General features: G+C 73.4%; 16 protein-coding genes. 8 read left to right on the top strand and 8 right to left on the bottom strand.

What is annotated here, in order from left to right:
- Positions 1-7 precede the first annotated feature (7 nt).
- Both OO63_RS26230 and OO63_RS26225 read right to left on the bottom strand, forming a co-directional pair.
- A complete protein-coding gene (locus OO63_RS26230) occupies positions 8-289 on the bottom strand; it encodes an acyl carrier protein (protein ID WP_030357108.1) in 282 nt (93 codons plus the stop codon).
- A gap of 10 nt (positions 290-299) precedes the next feature.
- A complete protein-coding gene (locus OO63_RS26225; protein WP_030357109.1) occupies positions 300-1331 on the bottom strand; it encodes a beta-ketoacyl-ACP synthase III in 1032 nt (343 codons plus the stop codon).
- Between the two features lie 246 nt (positions 1332-1577).
- Here OO63_RS26225 and OO63_RS45585 point away from each other — a divergent pair, with 246 nt between their 5' ends.
- The 5 genes from OO63_RS45585 to OO63_RS26200 all read left to right on the top strand — a co-directional run bounded on the left by OO63_RS45585 (position 1578) and on the right by OO63_RS26200 (position 6603).
- Positions 1578-1814, top strand: coding sequence for a hypothetical protein (locus tag OO63_RS45585; protein WP_051811208.1), 237 nt, complete (start codon positions 1578-1580; stop codon positions 1812-1814).
- Positions 1811-3055, top strand: a complete 1245-nt coding sequence (locus tag OO63_RS26215; RefSeq protein WP_030357111.1) for a beta-ketoacyl-[acyl-carrier-protein] synthase family protein — start codon at positions 1811-1813, stop codon at positions 3053-3055. The genes OO63_RS45585 and OO63_RS26215 overlap by 4 nt, the downstream gene beginning before the upstream one ends.
- A gap of 85 nt (positions 3056-3140) precedes the next feature.
- Positions 3141-4031, top strand: coding sequence for a DUF6206 family protein (locus OO63_RS26210; RefSeq protein WP_030357112.1), 891 nt, complete (start codon positions 3141-3143; stop codon positions 4029-4031).
- A 74-nt stretch (positions 4032-4105) separates the two neighbouring features.
- The gene (locus tag OO63_RS26205; protein WP_051811207.1) at positions 4106-5500 is read left to right on the top strand and encodes a nitroreductase family protein; all 1395 of its coding nucleotides are present in this window, start codon (positions 4106-4108) and stop codon (positions 5498-5500) included.
- 428 nt (positions 5501-5928) lie between these two features.
- Positions 5929-6603, top strand: coding sequence for a response regulator transcription factor (locus OO63_RS26200; RefSeq protein ID WP_030357114.1), 675 nt, complete (start codon positions 5929-5931; stop codon positions 6601-6603).
- A gap of 72 nt (positions 6604-6675) precedes the next feature.
- Here OO63_RS26200 and OO63_RS26195 read toward each other — a convergent pair whose 3' ends face one another.
- The 4 genes from OO63_RS26195 to OO63_RS26180 form a co-directional block, all read right to left on the bottom strand.
- Positions 6676-7050, bottom strand: coding sequence for a RedY protein (locus OO63_RS26195; protein ID WP_051811220.1), 375 nt, complete (start codon positions 7048-7050; stop codon positions 6676-6678).
- A 71-nt stretch (positions 7051-7121) separates the two neighbouring features.
- Positions 7122-8345, bottom strand: coding sequence for an L-prolyl-[peptidyl-carrier protein] dehydrogenase (gene redW / locus OO63_RS26190; RefSeq protein ID WP_078619366.1), 1224 nt, complete (start codon positions 8343-8345; stop codon positions 7122-7124).
- The gene (locus OO63_RS26185; RefSeq protein WP_078619375.1) at positions 8342-11329 is read right to left on the bottom strand and encodes a polyketide synthase; all 2988 of its coding nucleotides are present in this window, start codon (positions 11327-11329) and stop codon (positions 8342-8344) included. Before OO63_RS26185 ends, redW begins: the two co-directional genes overlap by 4 nt.
- 124 nt (positions 11330-11453) lie before the next feature.
- Complete coding sequence (locus OO63_RS26180; protein WP_030357118.1) at positions 11454-12239, bottom strand: AfsR/SARP family transcriptional regulator; 786 nt, start codon at positions 12237-12239, stop codon at positions 11454-11456.
- A gap of 331 nt (positions 12240-12570) precedes the next feature.
- Here OO63_RS26180 and OO63_RS26175 point away from each other — a divergent pair, with 331 nt between their 5' ends.
- The 3 genes from OO63_RS26175 to OO63_RS26165 are packed head-to-tail and all read left to right on the top strand — an operon-like array spanning position 12571 to position 14655.
- Positions 12571-13224 carry a TetR/AcrR family transcriptional regulator gene (locus OO63_RS26175; RefSeq protein WP_030357119.1) on the top strand — a complete coding sequence of 218 codons (654 nt, stop codon included), beginning with the start codon at positions 12571-12573 and terminating at the stop codon, positions 13222-13224.
- Positions 13221-13871 (top strand): ABC transporter ATP-binding protein, encoded by a 651-nt coding sequence (locus OO63_RS26170; protein ID WP_030357120.1) that lies wholly within the window; start codon positions 13221-13223, stop codon positions 13869-13871. Before OO63_RS26175 ends, OO63_RS26170 begins: the two co-directional genes overlap by 4 nt.
- Positions 13858-14655 carry a hypothetical protein gene (locus tag OO63_RS26165; protein WP_030357121.1) on the top strand — a complete coding sequence of 266 codons (798 nt, stop codon included), beginning with the start codon at positions 13858-13860 and terminating at the stop codon, positions 14653-14655. The genes OO63_RS26170 and OO63_RS26165 overlap by 14 nt, the downstream gene beginning before the upstream one ends.
- Positions 14656-14675: 20 nt before the next feature.
- On the opposite strand, the gene OO63_RS26160 is transcribed toward OO63_RS26165, so the two are convergent.
- A complete protein-coding gene (locus OO63_RS26160) occupies positions 14676-16157 on the bottom strand; it encodes a cysteine desulfurase (RefSeq protein ID WP_051811205.1) in 1482 nt (493 codons plus the stop codon).
- A complete protein-coding gene (locus tag OO63_RS26155) occupies positions 16144-17553 on the bottom strand; it encodes a family 2B encapsulin nanocompartment shell protein (RefSeq protein ID WP_030357123.1) in 1410 nt (469 codons plus the stop codon). Before OO63_RS26155 ends, OO63_RS26160 begins: the two co-directional genes overlap by 14 nt.
- Positions 17554-17651: the final 98 nt, after the last annotated feature.

The raw sequence follows: 17651 nt of genomic DNA, 5'->3' as shown, positions 1-17651 counted from the left end.
GGCCGCCCTACGCTCGCTCTCCGGTGGCCGACGCCGCGGGGGCGCTCGGGCTCGGCACGCGGAGCCCGTCCTCGATCAGCTGCGCCACCGCCGCGACCGTGTCGCCCGGGGTCGCCGCGTCCTCGGCGACGGCGACCTGGAACTCGGACTGGATGACGAGGAGCAGCTCGACGAGGAACAGCGAGTCCATGTCGAGTTCCTCGAACTTGGTGTCGGGGCGGATCTCCGCGCGGTCCACCTCGAACCGGTCGACCAGCAGACCGACCAGCCTGTCGTACGTCTCGCTCATGCGGTTCTCCTCAGGTGTGGTCAAGGCATGGCCAGGTCAGCACCGTCGACCCCCAGGTGAGGCCCCCGCCGAACGCGGTGAGCAGCACTCTGTCGCCCGCCCGCAGGACGCCGTCGGCGTGGGCCTGGTCCAGGGCGAGGGGGACGGACGCGGCGGCGGTGTTGCCGACGTCGGCGATGTTGCTGAAGCAGCGCGGCCGCGGGATGCCCACCTCGTCGGCCACGTGGTTGGTGATGCGCAGGTTGGCCTGGTGGCCGACCAGGTGGTCGACGTCCGCCGGGGTCCACCCGGCGCGGTCGAGCACGGCCCGCGCGGAGGCCGACATGCGCTGCACGGCGTGCCGGAAGACCTCCTTGCCGTCCATCGTGAAATAGCGGTCGGCCGCTCTCGGGGAGCGGCCCGACAGACGCTGGCGCGAGCCGCCCGCGGGCACGGTGATCAGGTCCTCGCGGCCGCCGTCGCTGCCCAGGTCGAACGGTCCGAGCGCACCCGGCTCCGCGGGTTCGCCCGCGCGCAGCACCACCGCGCCCGCGCCGTCGCCGAAGATCACCGAGGTGGCGCGGTCGTCCGGGTCGAGCAGCGTGGAGAACGTCTCCGCGCCGATCACCAGGACCCGGTCGGCGACGCCGGTGGCGATGAGTCCCGCCGCCGTGGCGAGGGCGTACACGAAGCCCGTGCACACCGCGGACACGTCGAAGGCGGCGGTCCCGGTCAGGCCGAGGCGTGCCGCGACGGCGGGAGCGGTCGCCGGGCACGGCCGGTCCGGTGTGGTGGTGGCGAGCAGCACGGCGTCGACGTCGGGAGTGCCGGACGACTTCAGGGCCTTGGCGCCCGCGCCGACCGCGAGATCGGAGGTGGCGGTGCCCGGCGCGGCGAAGTACCGCTGCCGGATCCCGGTGCGGGAGCGGATCCAGGCGTCGGAGCTGTCGAGGCGAGCGGCCAGCTCGTCGTTGCTCACGGCGGTCGGCGGCAGGCAGCCGCCGACCCCGGTGAGCACCGCGGCACGGGTCGGTGACGGTCGGCTCGGTGGGGGTGCGGTCACGCGTGCTCCTCGGTCTCCCGGACGGCAGGACGTGGGTGCGGCTACCGAGTCTCGCGGGACGGGCTGACGGGTAGCGGGCGCGCGTGCTGACGGCTCGCTGACCGCCCGCTGATCGCCTCCGGCGGCGCGGGCGCGGGCGGCCTCGCGGCCCGCGGGGTCAGCCATCGGTCAGCGTCCGGCACGGCGGCCGGTCAGGCGCGGACCGCAGACTCGACCCCAGGCGACCGGAGAGGTGGGGCGCATTCGATGAGCGCGATGCACGGCAGGCTGGTCGGTCTCCTTGTCGACCGTTTCGACGTGGACCCCGCGGAGCTCGCTCCCGGCACCACGTTCGACGACCTCGACACGGACTCGCCGCACCTGCTCGAACAGTTCCTCGTCGTCCATGCCGCACCGAGGGCGGGGCCGGCCCCCCCCGCCCCCCCCCCGGCCCCCGCCCGCCTCACCCCCACCCCGTCCGCCGCCTCCACCCCTGTCTCATGACGCGCCCCGCACCCGACCGCGGCCCGGACGACATCGCCGTCACCGGCCTCGGACTCGTCACCGCGGCGGGCATCGGCGTGGCCGACACCTGGGCCGGGGTGTGCCGGGGGCGGTCCGCGGCGGCCACCGACCCGGGGCTCGCCGGTCTTCCCGTGGACATCTCCTGCACGGTGCCCGGCTTCAGCGCCCGCCGACACGTCGGCCGGCGCAGCGCGTTGACGCAGGACCGGTTCAGTCAGCTGTCGGTCGCCGCCGCCCGCGAGGCCGTCGCGGACAGCGGGCTCGACCCGGGCACGTGGGACGGCGCCCGCGTCGGCGTCGTCGTCGGCTGCGGCCTCGGCGGCGTGGCGACCTGGGAGGCCCAGCACCGCCGCCTGCTCGACCAGGGACCGCAGACGGTGTCGGCGCTCCTGATCCCCATGCTCGTACCGAACATGGTGGCCGGGCACCTCGCCATGGACCTGGGGGCGAGCGGACCGAACCTGGTGACCGCGACGGCCTGCGCGTCCGGCGCCACCGCCATCGGCACGGCGCTGCACCTGCTGCGCGACGGCAGCTGCGACGTGGTGGTCGCGGGCGGCGGCGAGGCCGGGGTGACCCCCCTGATGGTCACCGGCTTCGCGCAGATGGGCGCGCTGTCCCGGCGGCTCGACGAACCCGCCGCCGCCTCCCGGCCGTTCGACCGGGACCGCGACGGGTTCGTCATCGGCGAGGGCAGCGGCATGCTCGTCCTGGAGCGCGCGGCGGACGCCCGGGCACGCGGCGCCGCCGTCCGGGCCCGCATCGCCGGGTACGGCGCGTCGGCCGACGCGCACCACATGACCGCGCCCGACCCCCGGGGCACCGGAGTGCTGCTCGCGCTGCGCACGGCGCTCGCGCGGGCGGGCGTCGTGCCGGACGAGGTCGACCACGTCAACGCGCACGGCACCTCGACGCCCCTGAACGACGCGGCCGAGGCGGCGGTCCTCCGCAAGTTCCTCGGCGCGGGCCCCGCGGTCACCTCCACCAAGGGGGTGCTCGGCCACACCCTGGGCGCGGCAGGCGCGATCGAGGCCGCGCTCACCGTCCTGGCCGTGCAGCACGGCACGGTGCCACCGACCGCCAACCTCCACGACCAGGACCCCGACATCGACCTGGACGTCGTCTCCGGGACCGCGCGCACCCGGAAGCTGGACGTCGCGGTCAGCAACTCCTTCGGCTTCGGCGGCCAGAACGCCGTCCTGGTGGTGACGGCGCCATGAGCCGGGGCACACACACCGCGCCCGGACCCGACGACCGCGCCGAGGCCACCCCCGTACCCCCGCTGCCGCCGAGAGCGAGGCACCCATGACCCTCACGGTCCCGCACACCGCCCTCGCGCACCTGGAGGAACAGGTCCAGGACGCGCTGCGCCGAGCCGACGACAGCGCCCTCGACGTGCTGGGCTACGGCGAGATCACCCTCGTGCTCCGGCTCCGCGCCGACGAGGGCTCCTTCGCCTGCAAACGGCTGCCCGTCTTCCCCGACCGGGACCGCTTCGAGCGCTACCGCCACTCGCTCGACGCGTATCTGCGCCGGCTCGCCGACCGGGGCCTGACCGTCGCGCCCACCGAGGTCTGGCACACGGCCGGGCCCTCCGGGCGGATCACGGCGTACTGCGTACAGCGCGAACTCCCGCCGGAGCGGCTCTGCTCCCGGCTCCTGCACACCGAGGACGAGACATGGGCGAAGACCTTCTTCGCCCGCTTCCTCGACCGCGTCTGTGCCGCCGTGCACCCGACGCTCGGCCTGGACGCCCAGGCCTCCAACTGGGTCGACGTCGACGGCGAGTTGACCTACCTCGACGTCACCACGCCGCTGATGCGCGACGACCACGGCCGGGAACTCCTCGACGTGCGGCTGTTCTTCACCTCGCTGCCGTGGATCCTGCGCGACGCCGTCCGCGTCTCCGTCGCCAAGTCGATCTTCGACAAGTTCTACGCCACGCGCGGCGTGCTCCTGGACTTCCTCGGCAACCTCCACAAGGAACGCCTCGAAGCGCTCGTCCCCGCGTTCCTGGAACAGGCCAACGCCCGTCTCGCCGAGCCGATCACGGCCGCCGACGTCGCCTCGTACTACCGCGACGACGCCCGGATGTGGGAGCTGATCCAGCGCCTCCGCGCCGCCGACCGCCTCTGGCACCGCAAGATCCGGCGCAGGCCCTACCCCTTCCTGCTGCCGCCGCCCGTGGACCGCTGACGCCAGGACAGCGCCGGGTCCGCGAGACCGGCGCCCGCTCACCCGCCCCGCGTGGAGCTGAGGAGAACACGACGATGACCACAGACCGGGCCCCGGCCCCCGGCGCCCCTGCCGCACCCGCGACCGCCACCTCCGCTTCCGCCGCCTCCACTTCCGCTGCCTCCGCCACCTCCGCTTCCCCCGCCTCCGCCGATTTCGCCGACGCCCTGCGCGAGGCGGCCCGGATCGCCGTGCTCAGCCCCTCGTCCCACAACTGCCAGCCGTGGGCGGTGGCGTGGGCCAGGAGCGAGGCGTCGCGGGCCGCCGCCGCGCGGGTGGTGGAGGGGGAGGCCGGGGCGTCCGGGGTGCCTCGGGTGGCCGACGGTCCCGGGGTCGGGCGCGGCGACGGGACAAACGAGGCGTATCAGTACCTCGTCCTCGGGCTCGACCGTGACCGGGAGCTGCGGTCGCTGCCCGCCCACGCCGTCGAGATGCTGCTCAGCTGCGGCCTGTACTGGCAGTTGTTGCTGCGGGCCCTGGAGGCGCAGGGCTGGTCGGTGGACGCCCTGCGGTTCGCCGACGGCCCGTTGGACCCGGGGGCGGTGCGCGGCGCCGAGCTGCCCGGGACCACCTGGCCCCGGTCGTGGACGGCGCTGTGCGTGGCGCGGCTGCGCGGCCGGGCGGGGGCGGGGGCCGAAGCCCGGGGCGCGGCCGGGGGCGAGGTCGGCTCCGGCGCCCAGGACGTCGGCGCGGAACTGCGTACCCTGCGCGCCGCCGCCCGCGCCCGCCGCACCAACCGCGCCCCCTACCGCCCCCAGCCCGTCCGGCCCGCCCTCCTGGACGGCCTGCTCGTCCCCTCGGGGTGCGCGGCGGCACGCGGCGCCGACGTGACCGTGCGGCATCTGACGTCCGGCGCCGACCGCGACGCGTTCGCCGACTTCGTGGCCGAGCACGGCGGCCGCGACTTCAGCCACCGCGAGGCCTGGCGCGAGACGTACGCGTTCCTGCGGGCCGACCGGGCCGAAGCCGCCGCGCGCGGGGACGGCTTCGCCCTCGACCAGCTCTTCGGGCCGCTGTCGTGGCCGAGCAGGCAGGCGCTGCGTGCCGCCCTCGCGCCCGCGACGATGCGGCTGCTCGCCCCCGTCGGCTACGACCGCTTCGTCGGCCGCCGCCTCGCCCACGGGCTCGCCCGGATGGTGCGGCCGACGCCCGCTGTGGTCGCCATGAGCTTCGACCGGACGGAGCCGACGCTCGCCGACGCCGTCAAGGGCGGAGCGCGACTGGCCGATTACTGGCTGTGCGCGACCGCGGCCGGGCTCGCCCTGCATCCCGTGAGCGTCGTACTCCAGCACGAAGATCTGCGGACGGCCTTCCAGTCGAGCCTCCGCATTCCGGGGCGCGCGTTCTTCGTGAGCCGTCTCGGCCTGCCCGTCACCGAGTTCCCGTGCTCCCCACGCCGCCCTGCCGTCGCACACCTGCGGAGGATCTGACTTTCCGGCCGCGCCGTTTCGAGCCATTCTCATGCTTCTTCCAACAACCCTCGCCCAGCGGCCAGTTGCGCCCACATAATGTTGCAGTGCGGACGGCATATTCCGCACCCGTGAGTCTGCCCGGATACGCCGTGAGAGGGGGGGCGTACGGACGGAGAAAGTGCAGATTCGAACAGCAACCGGGAACGTTTACGGGCAGCAGCGACGAGGGGTACCCGAAGGCACATGGTCGTGTCATTCAAAGGGGGGCGGCGAGATGGGGAACTGCTGCAAGGGCCACGTGCCGGAAGTCTCTCGCGGGCCGGGGAGGCCGGCCCGTGCGGGCGTGATGTCGTGACGGGCGGGACGAGAAGGGCGGGAGGGACGGTCCGGTGCGACCGGCGCGGGCGTGGCCCGCGGCCGGGCGGGACGTGGTGAGGCGGCGATCCATGAAGATCCGCGTCCTGGTGTGCTGCGACGAGTCGATCATGTCCGCGGCGATGCGTGCGCTGCTCGATCAGCAGCCCGACTTCGAGGTCCTCGGGTTCACCACCGGACGTGAATCCGCCGCGGCCGTCGCCGAGCTGACGCCCCACGTCATGATCGTGGTGGCGCCCGCGCTCGGCCTTGACGACAGCCGTGAGCTGGCCGAGCTCGCCGCCCTGACGAAGATAGTCCTGATCGCCAAGGCCGAGTCCGCGCACCGTTCCGTCGAGGCCCTGTGCGTCGGCGTCAGAGCGGTCCTCGCCCCCGACTCCTCCGCGGACGACCTGATCCACGTGCTGCGTACGGTGAGCGCGGGCGCCTCCATGGTGATGCCGGCGGCCGCCCGGCGCAGCCTCCAGGGCCTGCCCCAGCAGGGGCGTTCGTACGGGACCGGGCGCCGGGCCGCCGACCTCACGCCGCGCGAGTCCGAGGTGATCGTCCTGCTCGCCCAGGGGAAGTCCAACGCGGAAGTCGCCGAGAAACTCTCGGTGTCCCTCGCGACCGTCCGGTCCCATGTCCACCATGTGCTCCGGAAGATGGGTGTGAGCACACGCGCCCAGGCCGTCGCCATCGCCTATGAAACAGGTTTGATGGCGACAATTGGGCGGACCGCGGAATTCCGTGGCCAGGAGGGATGAACGGCTCCCGACCGGGAATGCCGACACCTCCTGATCGGGAATGCCGACACCTCCTGATTACGTATCGCAAAACTATCGCGCCCGGTATCCGAACCCCACTCGATCACCGGTCAGCTCGGCCACCACCGTGGCCATCTTCTCGAATTCGGCGACCAGTCCGCGGAATGTGTCGGACCGCATATCCCGTTCGAATTCCGTTCGGTCGGTCACTTCGATGATCTCGAAGTACTCGCCGGGCGAGGCGGCCCCGGCGTCCGTGACGCGGTGCACGGCGAACGCCACCACCCCCGGCAGCCGCGGACAGGCCGCGTAGTCGACGTCCCGGACCCAGGACTCGAACCGCTCCGGGTCCACGCCGTCGAGCAGCCGGATGCGGTGCACGATGACGGTGGTGGCGGACGCGTCGGCGCCGCCGTCCCGCGCGGTGCCGGATGGGGTGAGCGACATGGTGAGTGACATCCCGTCAGTCGGTGGGTCGGGTGGTCCCTGCGGTCGGCCGGCGGGCGCTGTCCGTACGGTCAGCGCCCGCCCCCCGTACGGCGGTTGCCGCCCAGGCCGAGTGCCCGGGCGATGTTGTTCTTCTGGATCTCGTTGGTCCCCGAGAAGATGCGGGCAGGCAGCGCGTCCCGCAGCAGCGTCTCGGCGTCGCCGCCCGAGAGGACCCCGAGCGCGCCCCGCAGCTGGACCGCGTCGAGGCCGATCCGGACGGCCGCCTCGCTGACGGCGAGCTTCGCGAGCGCGGGCGCGACCTCGTCCTCGCTGCCCCGCGCCAGGCCCCGCGCCGCCTCGCGGAGCAGCAGCCGCGCCGACTCCAGGGCCAGCGTCATGTCGACGACGCGATGACTCACCGCCTGGAAGCCGCCGATGGGCACACCGAACTGCTCCCGCTCCTTGACATGGGCGACGGTGGAATCCAGCACACGCCGCATCGCGCCGAGATACGCCGCGAACAGACAGGTGCGCTCCCACTTCATGGACCCCGCGAACACACTGGCACCCGCCCCCTCGGCCCCGAGGACATGGCTCGCGGGCACCACGCACCCGTCCAGGCGCACATCGGCCGTCGGCGAGCCGCGCAGCCCCACCTTGTCGTACGCGGGCCCGACCGTGAGCCCCGGCGTGTCCGCCTCCACGACGAACGCCGTCAGGCCGAAGAAGCCGCCGCCGGGCGCGGTCGCCGCCTGCACCACGAACACGTCCGCGACGGGCGCGTTCGTCGTGAACGCCTTGGCGCCGTCGAGGACGTAGTGGTCGCCCTCGCGCACCGCCCGCGTCCGCAGCGCGAGCGTGTCCGAACCGGCCTCCGGCTCCGTGATGGCGTGCGCCGCGATCCGCTCGCCCGAACACAGCGCGGGCAGCCACCGCCGCTTCTGCCCCTCCGTGCCGAACTCCACGATCGGCATCACCGCGGCGAACAGGTGCGCCGCGACGGAGAACGCGAAGCCGGTGTCCGGCGAGCCGTGGCCGAGCGCCTCCAGGACGGCGGCGGCCGTGACCGGGTCCAGGCCACTGCCGCCGTACGCCGTCGGCACCACGCTGCCGACGAGCCCCTGCCCGCCCGCGAGCAGCCAGCGCCGCCGGAACTCGGCGGGTGCGAACGGATCAGGTACGTCGCCGAGTTCGCGCCGCGCGAAGGCCTCGACCATGCGGCACATCTCGGCGGCGTCGGCCTGGGCGTCCGCGCCGGTGTCGGTGTCGCTGTCGGCGGATGTGCCGGCGTCGGCGCCGAAGACGAAGGTCATCGCGGTCCGGACCCTTCCTCGCGGTGCTCCTCTACGAGCACGTGGTAGTTGATGCCGCCGGTCCCGAAGGAGCTGACGGCCGCCCGCCGTGGCCTGCCCGGCGGCCGGGTCCAGGGCCTTGCCTCGGTCAGGATCTCGGCGGGGATGGCGGCGAGGCCGAGCGCCGGATTGAGCGTGCGCAGGAGCGTGTTGGGCGGCAGCGTCCCGGCCCGCAGGGCGAGGAGAGTGCGCAGCAGGCCGGCGCTGCCCGCCGCCGCGAAGGTGTGCCCGAAGAACGACTTCGCCGAGCCGATGCGCAGCGGCTCGGCCCGCGGCCCGCCCGCGTACAGGCGCGCCGCCGCGGCGATCTCGACGCGGTCGCCGACCTTGGTGCCGGTGCCGTGCGCCTCCAGGTAGTCGACGGTGCAGGGCTCGAAGTCGACCTGGGCGAAGGCCCGTTGCATGGCGCGCACCTGGCCCGCGACGTCCGGGGCGATGAGCGACTTGGCGTCGTTGGACGCGCCGACGGCACGGATCACGCCGTGCACGGTGTCGCCGTCGCGCCGCGCGTCGTCGTACCGCTTCAGGAGGAAGAGCCCGCAGCCGTCACCCGGAGTGAACCCGTCGGCTCCCGCGTCGAACGGCGCGTTCCTGCTGTGCGAGAGCAAGCCGAGCGCCGAGCACAGCACCATGTCCCGTACGTTGCAGGCCAGTTCGACGCCGCCCGCGAGAGCGTAGTCCGCCGTGCCCGAGCGTAGCGCGGCGACGGCGACGTCGAGCGCGGCGAGCGACGACGCGCAGGCCGCCTCCACCGCGAGCGGCACCGCGTCGAGTCCGTACTCGTTCGCGAGCAGCGCGGCGACGCCGCTGGCCAGACAGCCGTCGAGGAGTGCGGGCGGCAGCCCGCCCCCTACCCGGCCGGTCCGCTCCCGCAGCCGCTCCAGAAGCCGCTTTTGCCCGAGCGCGGAGAGCCCGGCGAGCGCGGGGAGCCCCACGACCGTCTCCTCCAGGCCGTCCAGGACGAGCCCGGCGTGGGCACGTCGCTCCCGCGTCGGCCCCAGCGTGCCGCCGACCGCGACCACGCCGCGCCCGCCGAGCACCTGGCGCGGCACGAACAGCTCCGCCGCGACGGCGAGCGCGAGCCGCTGCGCGCCGTCGAGCGCCGCGTACCGGGGCGGAAGGACCGCCAGGTCCTCCGGCGGCTCGTCGGGCACCGGCACGTGACCGCCCTGGTCGGTGTACGAGTGGGTGAGGCTGAGGGCGCCGGGGGAGTGGTACAGGTCCCGGTCGAGCACCGTGTCCGGCACGGGCCCGATCCGGGTCCGGCCCGAGGACACGACGCGCCAGAACCCGGCGGCGTCCGCGGCTCCGGCGAACCGCCCGCCGAGCCCGACCACCGCGACCGGCACGGCCCGCGTGGCGGCGGCCCAGGCGCGGCGGGTACGCCCCCGGGGGCCCGGGCGGTCCCCGGCTCGGGGCCCGCCCGCCGTCGGGCCGGGGTGCTCCTCCAGCACGAGGTGGCTGAACGTGCCCGTGAGGGACGCTCCTTGGACCACGGCGCGGCGTGGCACTCCGGCTCGCACACCCGTCGGCCAGGGCGCGCCCGGCTGCGGCGACCGGGGCACCGTGCCGCCCGGCTCGGCGTCAGGAACGGCTGCTTGGTCGGGATAGCGGCCCTGATGCAGGGCCAGGGCGACCTTCAGCAGGGAGGCGAGTCCCGCGTGCGCGAAGGCGCGGCCGTCGCCGGTGCCGAGACGGACGGCATCCGGCGGACGGTGGGGCGGCCCGGCCGCGGGTTCGGGGCCGGTGGGGCCGGTGGGTTCGGGGCCGGTGGGGTCAGTGGGGTCAGTGGGGTCGATGGTGGCCACGGGGGTGCTCGGGTTGCTCGTCGCCACGGGTCCGGCTAGGAAGGCCGTCGCCTCGGCCCCGGTGGGGACGGCGGAGTCCACGTACTCGACGTACTGCACCGTGCCCGGGTCAACGCCGGCCGCCCGCAGCGACGCGGTGGCCGTGCGCTGCCGCAACTCGGCGGAGCGCGACGGGCGGAAACAGCCGGGCCGCGGGTCGTGGCGCAGGGTGCAGTCGAGGATCGTGGCGTAGACGCGGTCCTGGTCGCGGACGGCGTCCGAGAGCCGCTTGAGGAGGACGGCACCGACACCTGGGGTGAGGGGGCGGGCGGACAGTGGAGGGTCGGAGGGCCGCCCCGCACCGGAGGCCTGCCCCGCACGGCGTGCTGCTCCCGCACCGCGTGCTGCTCCCGCGCCGGGCGTCACCCCCGCACCGGACCCCCGCCCCCCACCGCCCCGCCCCTTCTCGTCCAACGCCCAAGCCGCATAAGGACTCTCGTCCCGCTGCCCCGTCAGGACGAGGACCGCGTCCGAGCCCTTGGCCCGCAGTTGTTCCAGTGCGTGGGCGAGGGCCACGAACGACGTGGCCTCCGCGGACTCCACGGCGAGGGTGCGGCCGCGGAGTGTGAAGGCCGCCGCGACGCGCGCCGGGATCGTGCTGGCCATCTCGCCGACCCGGTCGTGCGGGGAGCCGCCGAGCCGTCGCGTGAGCAGCCCGCGCAGCTCGTCCCCGGCGCGGGCGGCGCTGTCCGGATCGGCACCAGCGGCGACGGCCGCGCGCGCCACCTCGCGGGCGTACCGGGGCAGTTCGACCCTCAGGGCGTTCGCGTGCTGCCGGTCGAGGGCGAAGCACAGGCCGGTGACGACGTCGGTGCGCTCGGCGGGCAGGGGCCGCGCCGGGTGGCCCGCGTCGGCCAGGCACCGGCGGGCCGTCTCCAGCATCAGCAACTGCATCCGGTTCATGGACCTGGCCTGCAGGGGCGGGATGCCGAACCGGGCGACGTCCACGACGACGTCGTCGAGCGTGCCCGGGTCGAGCGCCGCGACGCCCACGATGGCGACGGGCTCGCCGGGCCGGGCGGGGGCGGCCCCGGGCGGGGGCGGATCGGAGGTCATCACGCGGCTGCTCCTGCGGTCGGCGAACCAGATGTTTCCCATGGAGAACCGGATGTCGTACCCGGCGATGAATTCTTGTCGGGCGCGCGAGGACACACTTCTCGGCGCCGGATTTCCAGGAGTGGGGCCGCTGGTGCGGAACCGGCGTCAAGGTGTTCGCCGCGATTCACGTGGCCGCTGTGGCGGTCGAAAGGGAAAGCGCCGGATCCTGCGACAGGATTTCCGTGTGCCGCCGCTGGAGCACGATTCCGGGCTGCACCCCCAGCTCCTCGTCGAGCCGCCGCCGTGTGACATGGAACAGCTCCAGGGCCTCCGCCTGCCGCCCGGTGCGGTACAGGCCGAGCATCAGGAGCTCGCAGAAGCGCTCGCGCAGCGGGTGCTGCGCCACCAGGCGGCGCAGCTCGGCCACCGCGCGGGCGGCGTCGCCGACCGTGAGCCGGGCCCTGATCAGGTCCTCCCGGACCGTCAGACGCCGCTCGTCGAAGAGCGCGGCCGCGCCCCGGCAGCGCAGCCCGTCGCCCGCGTCGAGCAGCGCGGGCCCCCGCCACAGCTCCAGCGCGGCCTGCAGCAGCTCGATCGCGCGCTCGGGGGCCACGGACAGCGCCGCCGCGCCGCGCGTGGCGAGGTCGAGGAAGCGGTCGCCGTCGACGCAGCCGGGCGGCACGTCGAGCAGATAGCCGCCGCGCACCGCGCGCAGGACGGTCGCGCCCCGGCGGCACGGACGGTGGCCGTCGAGCACCTTGCGCAGCCGGGTGGCGTGCGCCTGGAGGGCGTTGCGGGTGTTGCCGAGCGGGCGGCCCGCCCACAGCTCGTCGGCGAGGTCCCCGTGCGCGACGGCGCGGCCCGCGTCGAGGGCGAGCGTCGCCAGCATGGCCCGCACCTTGTCGGCCTGAATTCCGTGGAGTTCCCCGTCGGCGGCCACGGACACGGGCCCCAGGACATTGATGTGCATGACGTTCCCCCCGGTGGCAGCAAACGGCATCACTGGACAGCAAAGGGCAGCACTGGCCGCTCGGAGAGAAGAGAGTGCAAGTCCCCCTTTGGCCCCCTCTTGGCCCTGTTCTTTCGACCCGGCACGAGTTTTCCAGGGGCGGTGTCCGGGTGTCATCGATCACCTGACGGGTTTTGCTCGCGAGGTCCCCGACCAATTTCCGGATATCCGTCTCAGTCATCCGTGGAGGCATCCGTGGAGGCGGGCGCCCCGGCCCTCCACGGATGACTGACGGCGACCCGCCACCAGCGGCACTGGACAGGCGATTGAACGAGCGTTTAGTCTGCTGTACATGCGTTCAATGCCCGAGGACCGCACCACCCGGGCGGTCATCAGAGACGAGGCCCTGCGCCTCTTCGCCGTGCACGGCCCCGACGTGGTCACCGTCCGGCAGATCGCCACCGCGGCCGGAGTCTCACCGGGGCTCGTGGTGCACCACTTCCGCTCCAAGGACGGCCTGCGCCAGGAGGTCGACCAGTACGTCATCACGGTCTTCGAGGGCATGCTCAGCGAGCTGACCGGCGAGAGCGGCCCGGAGCTGCTCGACGAGTCGGCGGCCGCCGCGCGTTCCCTCGGCGAGGTCTTCCTGCGCCACCTGCCGGTCGGCTCCCCACTGCCCGGCTATCTGCGCAGGCTCCTGCTGTCCGACACGGAGGCGGGCCGCGGCCTCTTCCGGCGGCTGTACGCGATGAGCAGGGAGACCCTGGACGACCTCGCCGAGTCGGGCGCCGCCGCCAGAGGCGGCGACCCGCAGGTCCGCGCCGCGCTCCTGCTGGTCAACGACCTCTCGGTGTTCCTGCTGCGTGACCAGCTCACCGGAGTGCTCGGCGTCGACCCGCTGTCGGCGGCGGGCCTGGCCCGCTGGGGCCCGGAGCTCCTGAGCATCTACGCGGGCGGGCTGAACGCGACTCCCCAAGCACAGCAAGCAGAAGGAGGCCAGGCATGACCACACGGCCCGAGCCCGCACTCACCGCCCGGGACATCCACAAGGCCTACGGCCGACATCAGGTGCTGCGCGGCGTGGACCTCAGGGTCGACCCCGGGCAGCTGGTCGCGGTGGTCGGCGAGAACGGCTCCGGCAAGTCGACGCTCCTGAAGGCGATCGCGGGCACCCTGCGCGTCGACCGCGGCGAGGTCGCCCTCAGCGGCACCCTCGGCTACTGCCCCCAGGACCCCGTCCTCAACGCCAACCTCACCGTCGATCAGCACTTGCGCTACTTCGCCGCCGCCCACCGCCTGACCGCCCTGGACCGCGCGGACGAACTGGTCCGCCTGCTCGGCTACGAGAAGTACCGCGACACCGCGGCGGGCGACCTGTCCGGCGGCACCCGCCAGAAGCTCAACCTGACGCTCGCGCTCCTGCACGACCCGGACGTCCTGCTCCTCGACGAGCCGTACCAGGGCTTCGACTGGGAGACGTACCTGCGCTTCTGGGACCTCGTCGACCAACTGCACGAGCGGGACAAGGCCGTCGTCGTCATCACCCACCTCGTCTTCGAGCAGGAGCGCTTCGACGTCCTCGCCGACCTCGTCGACGGCCGCCTGACGCCCCGTGACACGGCAGTGAAGGAGCCCAGCCATGCCGGCGCCTGACACCCTCCCGGGCACCCCGCTGTACGGCCAGTTCCCGACCGCGCTGCGGTTCTCCGTACGCGAACAGAGCCGCAACCGCCTCGCCGCGCTGCTCCTCCTGCTGTTCGTGCCGCTCTGGTATCTGCTGATGACGGCCATCGCGGGCGACAAGGACGTGGACTTCAAGCTGTACGCGACCGGCGAGATGCTGAGCGTCGGCGGCAAGCACATCACGCTGATCACCGCCGGGCTCAACGCGCTCACGATGATCTCCGGCTTCGTCGTCTTCGACGCCGTCCGCAAGGCCCTGGCCTTCGACAAGCGCCTGGCCTTCGCCGGGTTCGGCCAGTCCACCCTCGTCGGCGCCAAGATGCTCGCCATCGGCATCGTCGCGAGCACCATCGCGCTCTACACCGCGCTGGCCCTGCTGCTGTACTGGCGCCCCGGGTTCACCGGCTGGGGGACGATCCTCGCCGGGTTCGCCACCATGACCCTCACCTACGGCTCGCTCGGCCTGCTGCTCGGCGTCCTGGTCAAGAACGACCTGGAGGGCTTCTTCCTCATCATCATGGGCGGCCTCACCGACACGTTCCTGCAGAACCCGCTCGGCAACCCGGCCGCCAACAAGCCGGTCCTGCAGTACTTCCCCTCCTTCGGACCGATGCAGTTCTCCGTGGGCGGCTCGCTCGGCGACACCGTCCTGTGGCGCTATCTCGGCTTCGGCCTGATCTGGGCCGCGTCCTTCGCCGTCGTCGGCCTGATCGTGTTCCACTTCAGGACCCGGAGCCGCCGCCCCAAAGGCTGACGGCCCCGGATCCCGCCGGATCACGCCTGCTGCGCCGGGGCGCCCTGACCGGACTGACCGGACTGGCCGGACTGGCCGGACTGGCCGAGCCGCCGCAGCGACGCCACCAACTGGTCCACCTCGTCCGAGGTGTTGTACAGCGCGAACGAGGCGCGGGCCGCCGACTCCAGGCCGTAGTGCGCGAGCGCGGGCTGCGCGCAATGGTGGCCCGCGCGCACCGCGATCCCGTCCCGGTCGAGCCAGTCCGCGATCGACGCCGGATCGTGGCCCGCCATCGTGAAGGTGAGCACCGCGATCCGCTCGGCCGCCGACCCGATCACCTCCACGCCCGGCACGGTCGCCATCGCCTGCATCGCGTACGTCATGAGCTGCTGCTCGTACGCCGCCACGGCGTCCTGGTCGAAGCCCCGCAGCCAGTCGATCGCCGCCAACAGGCCGACCACACCCGAGATATGGCCCGTCCCGGCCTCCATCATGTGCGGCATCGCCGCGAACGTCGTCCGCTCGAAGCTCACCGACTCGATCATGTTGCCGCCGCCCTGCCAGGGCCGCATCTCCGCCATGGTCTCCGGCGTCGCGTACAGGGCACCGATGCCCGTCGGCGCGAACAGCTTGTGGCCGGAGAAGGCGTAGAAGTCCGCCCCCAACTCCTGGACGTCCACCGGCATGTGGGCCACCGCCTGCGCGCCGTCCACCAGGACCTTCGCGCCGTAGCGATGCGCGAGGGCCGTCATCTCGCGCACCGGCGGCACGGTGCCGAGCACGTTCGAGGCCTGGCTGACCACGACCATCTGGGTGCGCGCGGACAGCAGGTCGGCGTACGCGGCCTGGTCGATCTCGCCGTCCGGCGTCAACGGCACGGGGACGACCCGCGCCCGCGTCTCCTCGGCGATCAACTGCCAGGGGACGATGTCCGAGTGGTGCTCAAGGACGGGCACGAGGATGTCGTCCCCCGGCCCGAGGTGGGCCCGGCCCCAGCTCTGCGCCACCAGGTTGATCGCCTCGGTGGTGCCCCGCACGAACATGATCGTGTCGGGCGACGGCGCGCCCAGGAACTGGGCGACCGCGTTCCGCCCCGCCTCGTACAGCTCCGTCGCCTCGCGCGCCATGGTGTGCGCGCCGCGGTGGATGTTGGAGTTGGCCGCGCTGTAGTACGCGCTGACGGCCTCGATCACCTGCCGCGGCTTCTGCGTGGTCGCGCCGTTGTCGAGCCAGACGAGCGGATGCCCGTTGACGGTGCGGTGCAGGATCGGGACGTCCTTGCGGGCGGCTTCGGGGGAGAAGGCGCCGGGGGGCGTGGCGGTGAGACCGGAGAGGTCGGCCGGGGGCGCGGCGGGGGCGTCCGCCGGGGCGGGGGCCACCGCCCCGGGCACGCCGGTCGTGGGCACCGCCGCAGCCGTGGTCGTCGGGGGAGTCGCCGGGATCCCGGCTGCCGAGGTGGCCGTCGGCGACGGCACCTGCTCAGGGGAACGCAGCAGCGCCCTGAGGTCAGGAGTAGTCATGGTAGTTGTTCACCTCGACGTTCTGGAGCACCGCGATGGCGTCCTCGACGAGCACCGCCGTGTTGAAGTACGCCGTCATCAGGTACGAGCTGATGCCCTTCTGGTCCGTGCCCATGTTCCGCATGGACAGACCCGGTTCGACCTCGTCGGCGACCTCCGCGGGCCGCAGCCCGACCACGCCCCGGTCGGCCTCGCCCATCCGCATGAGGAGGATCTCCGTGGTGCCGACGGCCGCGCCGGAACCGTTGCCGCTCACGCCGTTGCTGAACGGCACCTTGTCCGACGGGAGCAGCGGCACGCCGCGCCAGGTGAGCAGCGGGCTGCCGAAGCGGCTGTCCGTCACCGGGGGTACTCCCCGCCGCGTACATTCACGGCCGAACGCGGCGATGGCCTTCGGGTGCGCGAGGAAGAAGCTGGGCTGCTTCCACACCTTCGAGAGCAGCTCGTCGAGGTCGTCGGGGGTCGGCGACCCGGTGCGCGTCTGCACCCGCTGCCCCGACGTCACGCTGTGGAAGAGGCCGAACTCGGGGTGGTTGAGCAGCGCCGCCTCCTGCCGCTCGCGCAGGGCCTCGATGGTGAGCAGCGCCTGCTGGCGGGTCTGGTCGACGTCGCCGCTGTAGACGTCGTGGACGCGGGTGTGGACGCGCAGGATCGTCTGCGCGAGCGTCATGTGGTACTCGCGGGGCGCGTCCTCGTAGTCGACGTAGGTGGCCGGCAGGTCGGGCTCGCCGACGTGGCCGGAGGCGAGGTCGACCGGGACCTCGGAGCCGGGGCGGGCGCCGTTGCCGGAGACGTAGGCGGTCATGGAGGTGCGGACCCGCTCGTCGCGGTCGGCGAGCGCGGCGAGGGCGCTGCGGTCGGCGCACAGGGCGGTACCGGGGGTGAGGGCCTTGACGCGGTACGGGGTCTGCTCCTCGCGGGTCCAGGCGCCGAGGTCGAAGAACTGGCCGTCGCCGATGACCTCGATCAGCTGTTCCTCGCCGTAGCGCCCGGTCACGCGCTTCTCGGCGCGGCCCTGGACGATGATCCACAGCCGCTCGGCGGGGTCGCCCTCCTGGGCGAGCACCTGCCCGGCCTCGAAGCTGACCTCGGTGAAGGCGCCCGCGAGTTCGGTCAGGCAGGACTCCTCCGCGTCCCGCAGGTACGGCAGTTCGCGCAGGTCGCCCGGTATGACGCGGGGGGAGCCGCTGTCGGTGTGGGTGCTGATGCGGTCGTCGCCGAGCACGAACGTGCGGCGCCGGTTCACGCGGTACACACCGGACTTGAGGTCCACCCAGGGCAGGGCGCGCAGCAGATAGCGGGGCGTGGTGCCGCGCATCTGCGGCGCGGTCTTGGTGGCGGTCGCGAGTTGCCGTGCGGCATCCGGAGAGAGCGACAGACGATCGTTCACGGTCATGGGAACCTCCTCGAAGACGGACAAGGGCCGATCGTCTTCATGCGGTTCCGTGACCACAAGGTGTAACTTTTCAACTACTTTTGGTACTCGGCCGGAAA

The sequence above is a fragment of the Streptomyces alboflavus genome (assembly GCF_000716675.1).
In the GTDB taxonomy this organism is placed as follows: Bacteria; Actinomycetota; Actinomycetes; order Streptomycetales; family Streptomycetaceae; genus Streptomyces; species Streptomyces alboflavus.
Note: the sequence above shows the minus strand (reverse complement) of the source record. Positions and strands in the feature narration are given on the sequence as shown.

Coding starts and splice junctions, on each gene's coding strand:
- OO63_RS26180 (WP_030357118.1), bottom strand. CDS start 12,239: ATGCACATCAATGTCCTGGGGCCCGTGTCCGTGGCCGCCGACGGGGAA.
- OO63_RS26175 (WP_030357119.1), top strand. CDS start 12,571: ATGCGTTCAATGCCCGAGGACCGCACCACCCGGGCGGTCATCAGAGAC.
- OO63_RS26160 (WP_051811205.1), bottom strand. CDS start 16,157: ATGACTACTCCTGACCTCAGGGCGCTGCTGCGTTCCCCTGAGCAGGTG.
- redW (WP_078619366.1), bottom strand. CDS start 8,345: ATGACCTTCGTCTTCGGCGCCGACGCCGGCACATCCGCCGACAGCGAC.
- OO63_RS26185 (WP_078619375.1), bottom strand. CDS start 11,329: ATGGGAAACATCTGGTTCGCCGACCGCAGGAGCAGCCGCGTGATGACC.
- OO63_RS26230 (WP_030357108.1), bottom strand. CDS start 289: ATGAGCGAGACGTACGACAGGCTGGTCGGTCTGCTGGTCGACCGGTTC.
- OO63_RS26155 (WP_030357123.1), bottom strand. CDS start 17,553: ATGACCGTGAACGATCGTCTGTCGCTCTCTCCGGATGCCGCACGGCAA.
- OO63_RS26200 (WP_030357114.1), top strand. CDS start 5,929: ATGAAGATCCGCGTCCTGGTGTGCTGCGACGAGTCGATCATGTCCGCG.
- OO63_RS26205 (WP_051811207.1), top strand. CDS start 4,106: ATGACCACAGACCGGGCCCCGGCCCCCGGCGCCCCTGCCGCACCCGCG.
- OO63_RS26170 (WP_030357120.1), top strand. CDS start 13,221: ATGACCACACGGCCCGAGCCCGCACTCACCGCCCGGGACATCCACAAG.
- OO63_RS26165 (WP_030357121.1), top strand. CDS start 13,858: ATGCCGGCGCCTGACACCCTCCCGGGCACCCCGCTGTACGGCCAGTTC.
- OO63_RS26195 (WP_051811220.1), bottom strand. CDS start 7,050: ATGTCGCTCACCCCATCCGGCACCGCGCGGGACGGCGGCGCCGACGCG.
- OO63_RS26215 (WP_030357111.1), top strand. CDS start 1,811: ATGACGCGCCCCGCACCCGACCGCGGCCCGGACGACATCGCCGTCACC.
- OO63_RS45585 (WP_051811208.1), top strand. CDS start 1,578: ATGAGCGCGATGCACGGCAGGCTGGTCGGTCTCCTTGTCGACCGTTTC.
- OO63_RS26210 (WP_030357112.1), top strand. CDS start 3,141: ATGACCCTCACGGTCCCGCACACCGCCCTCGCGCACCTGGAGGAACAG.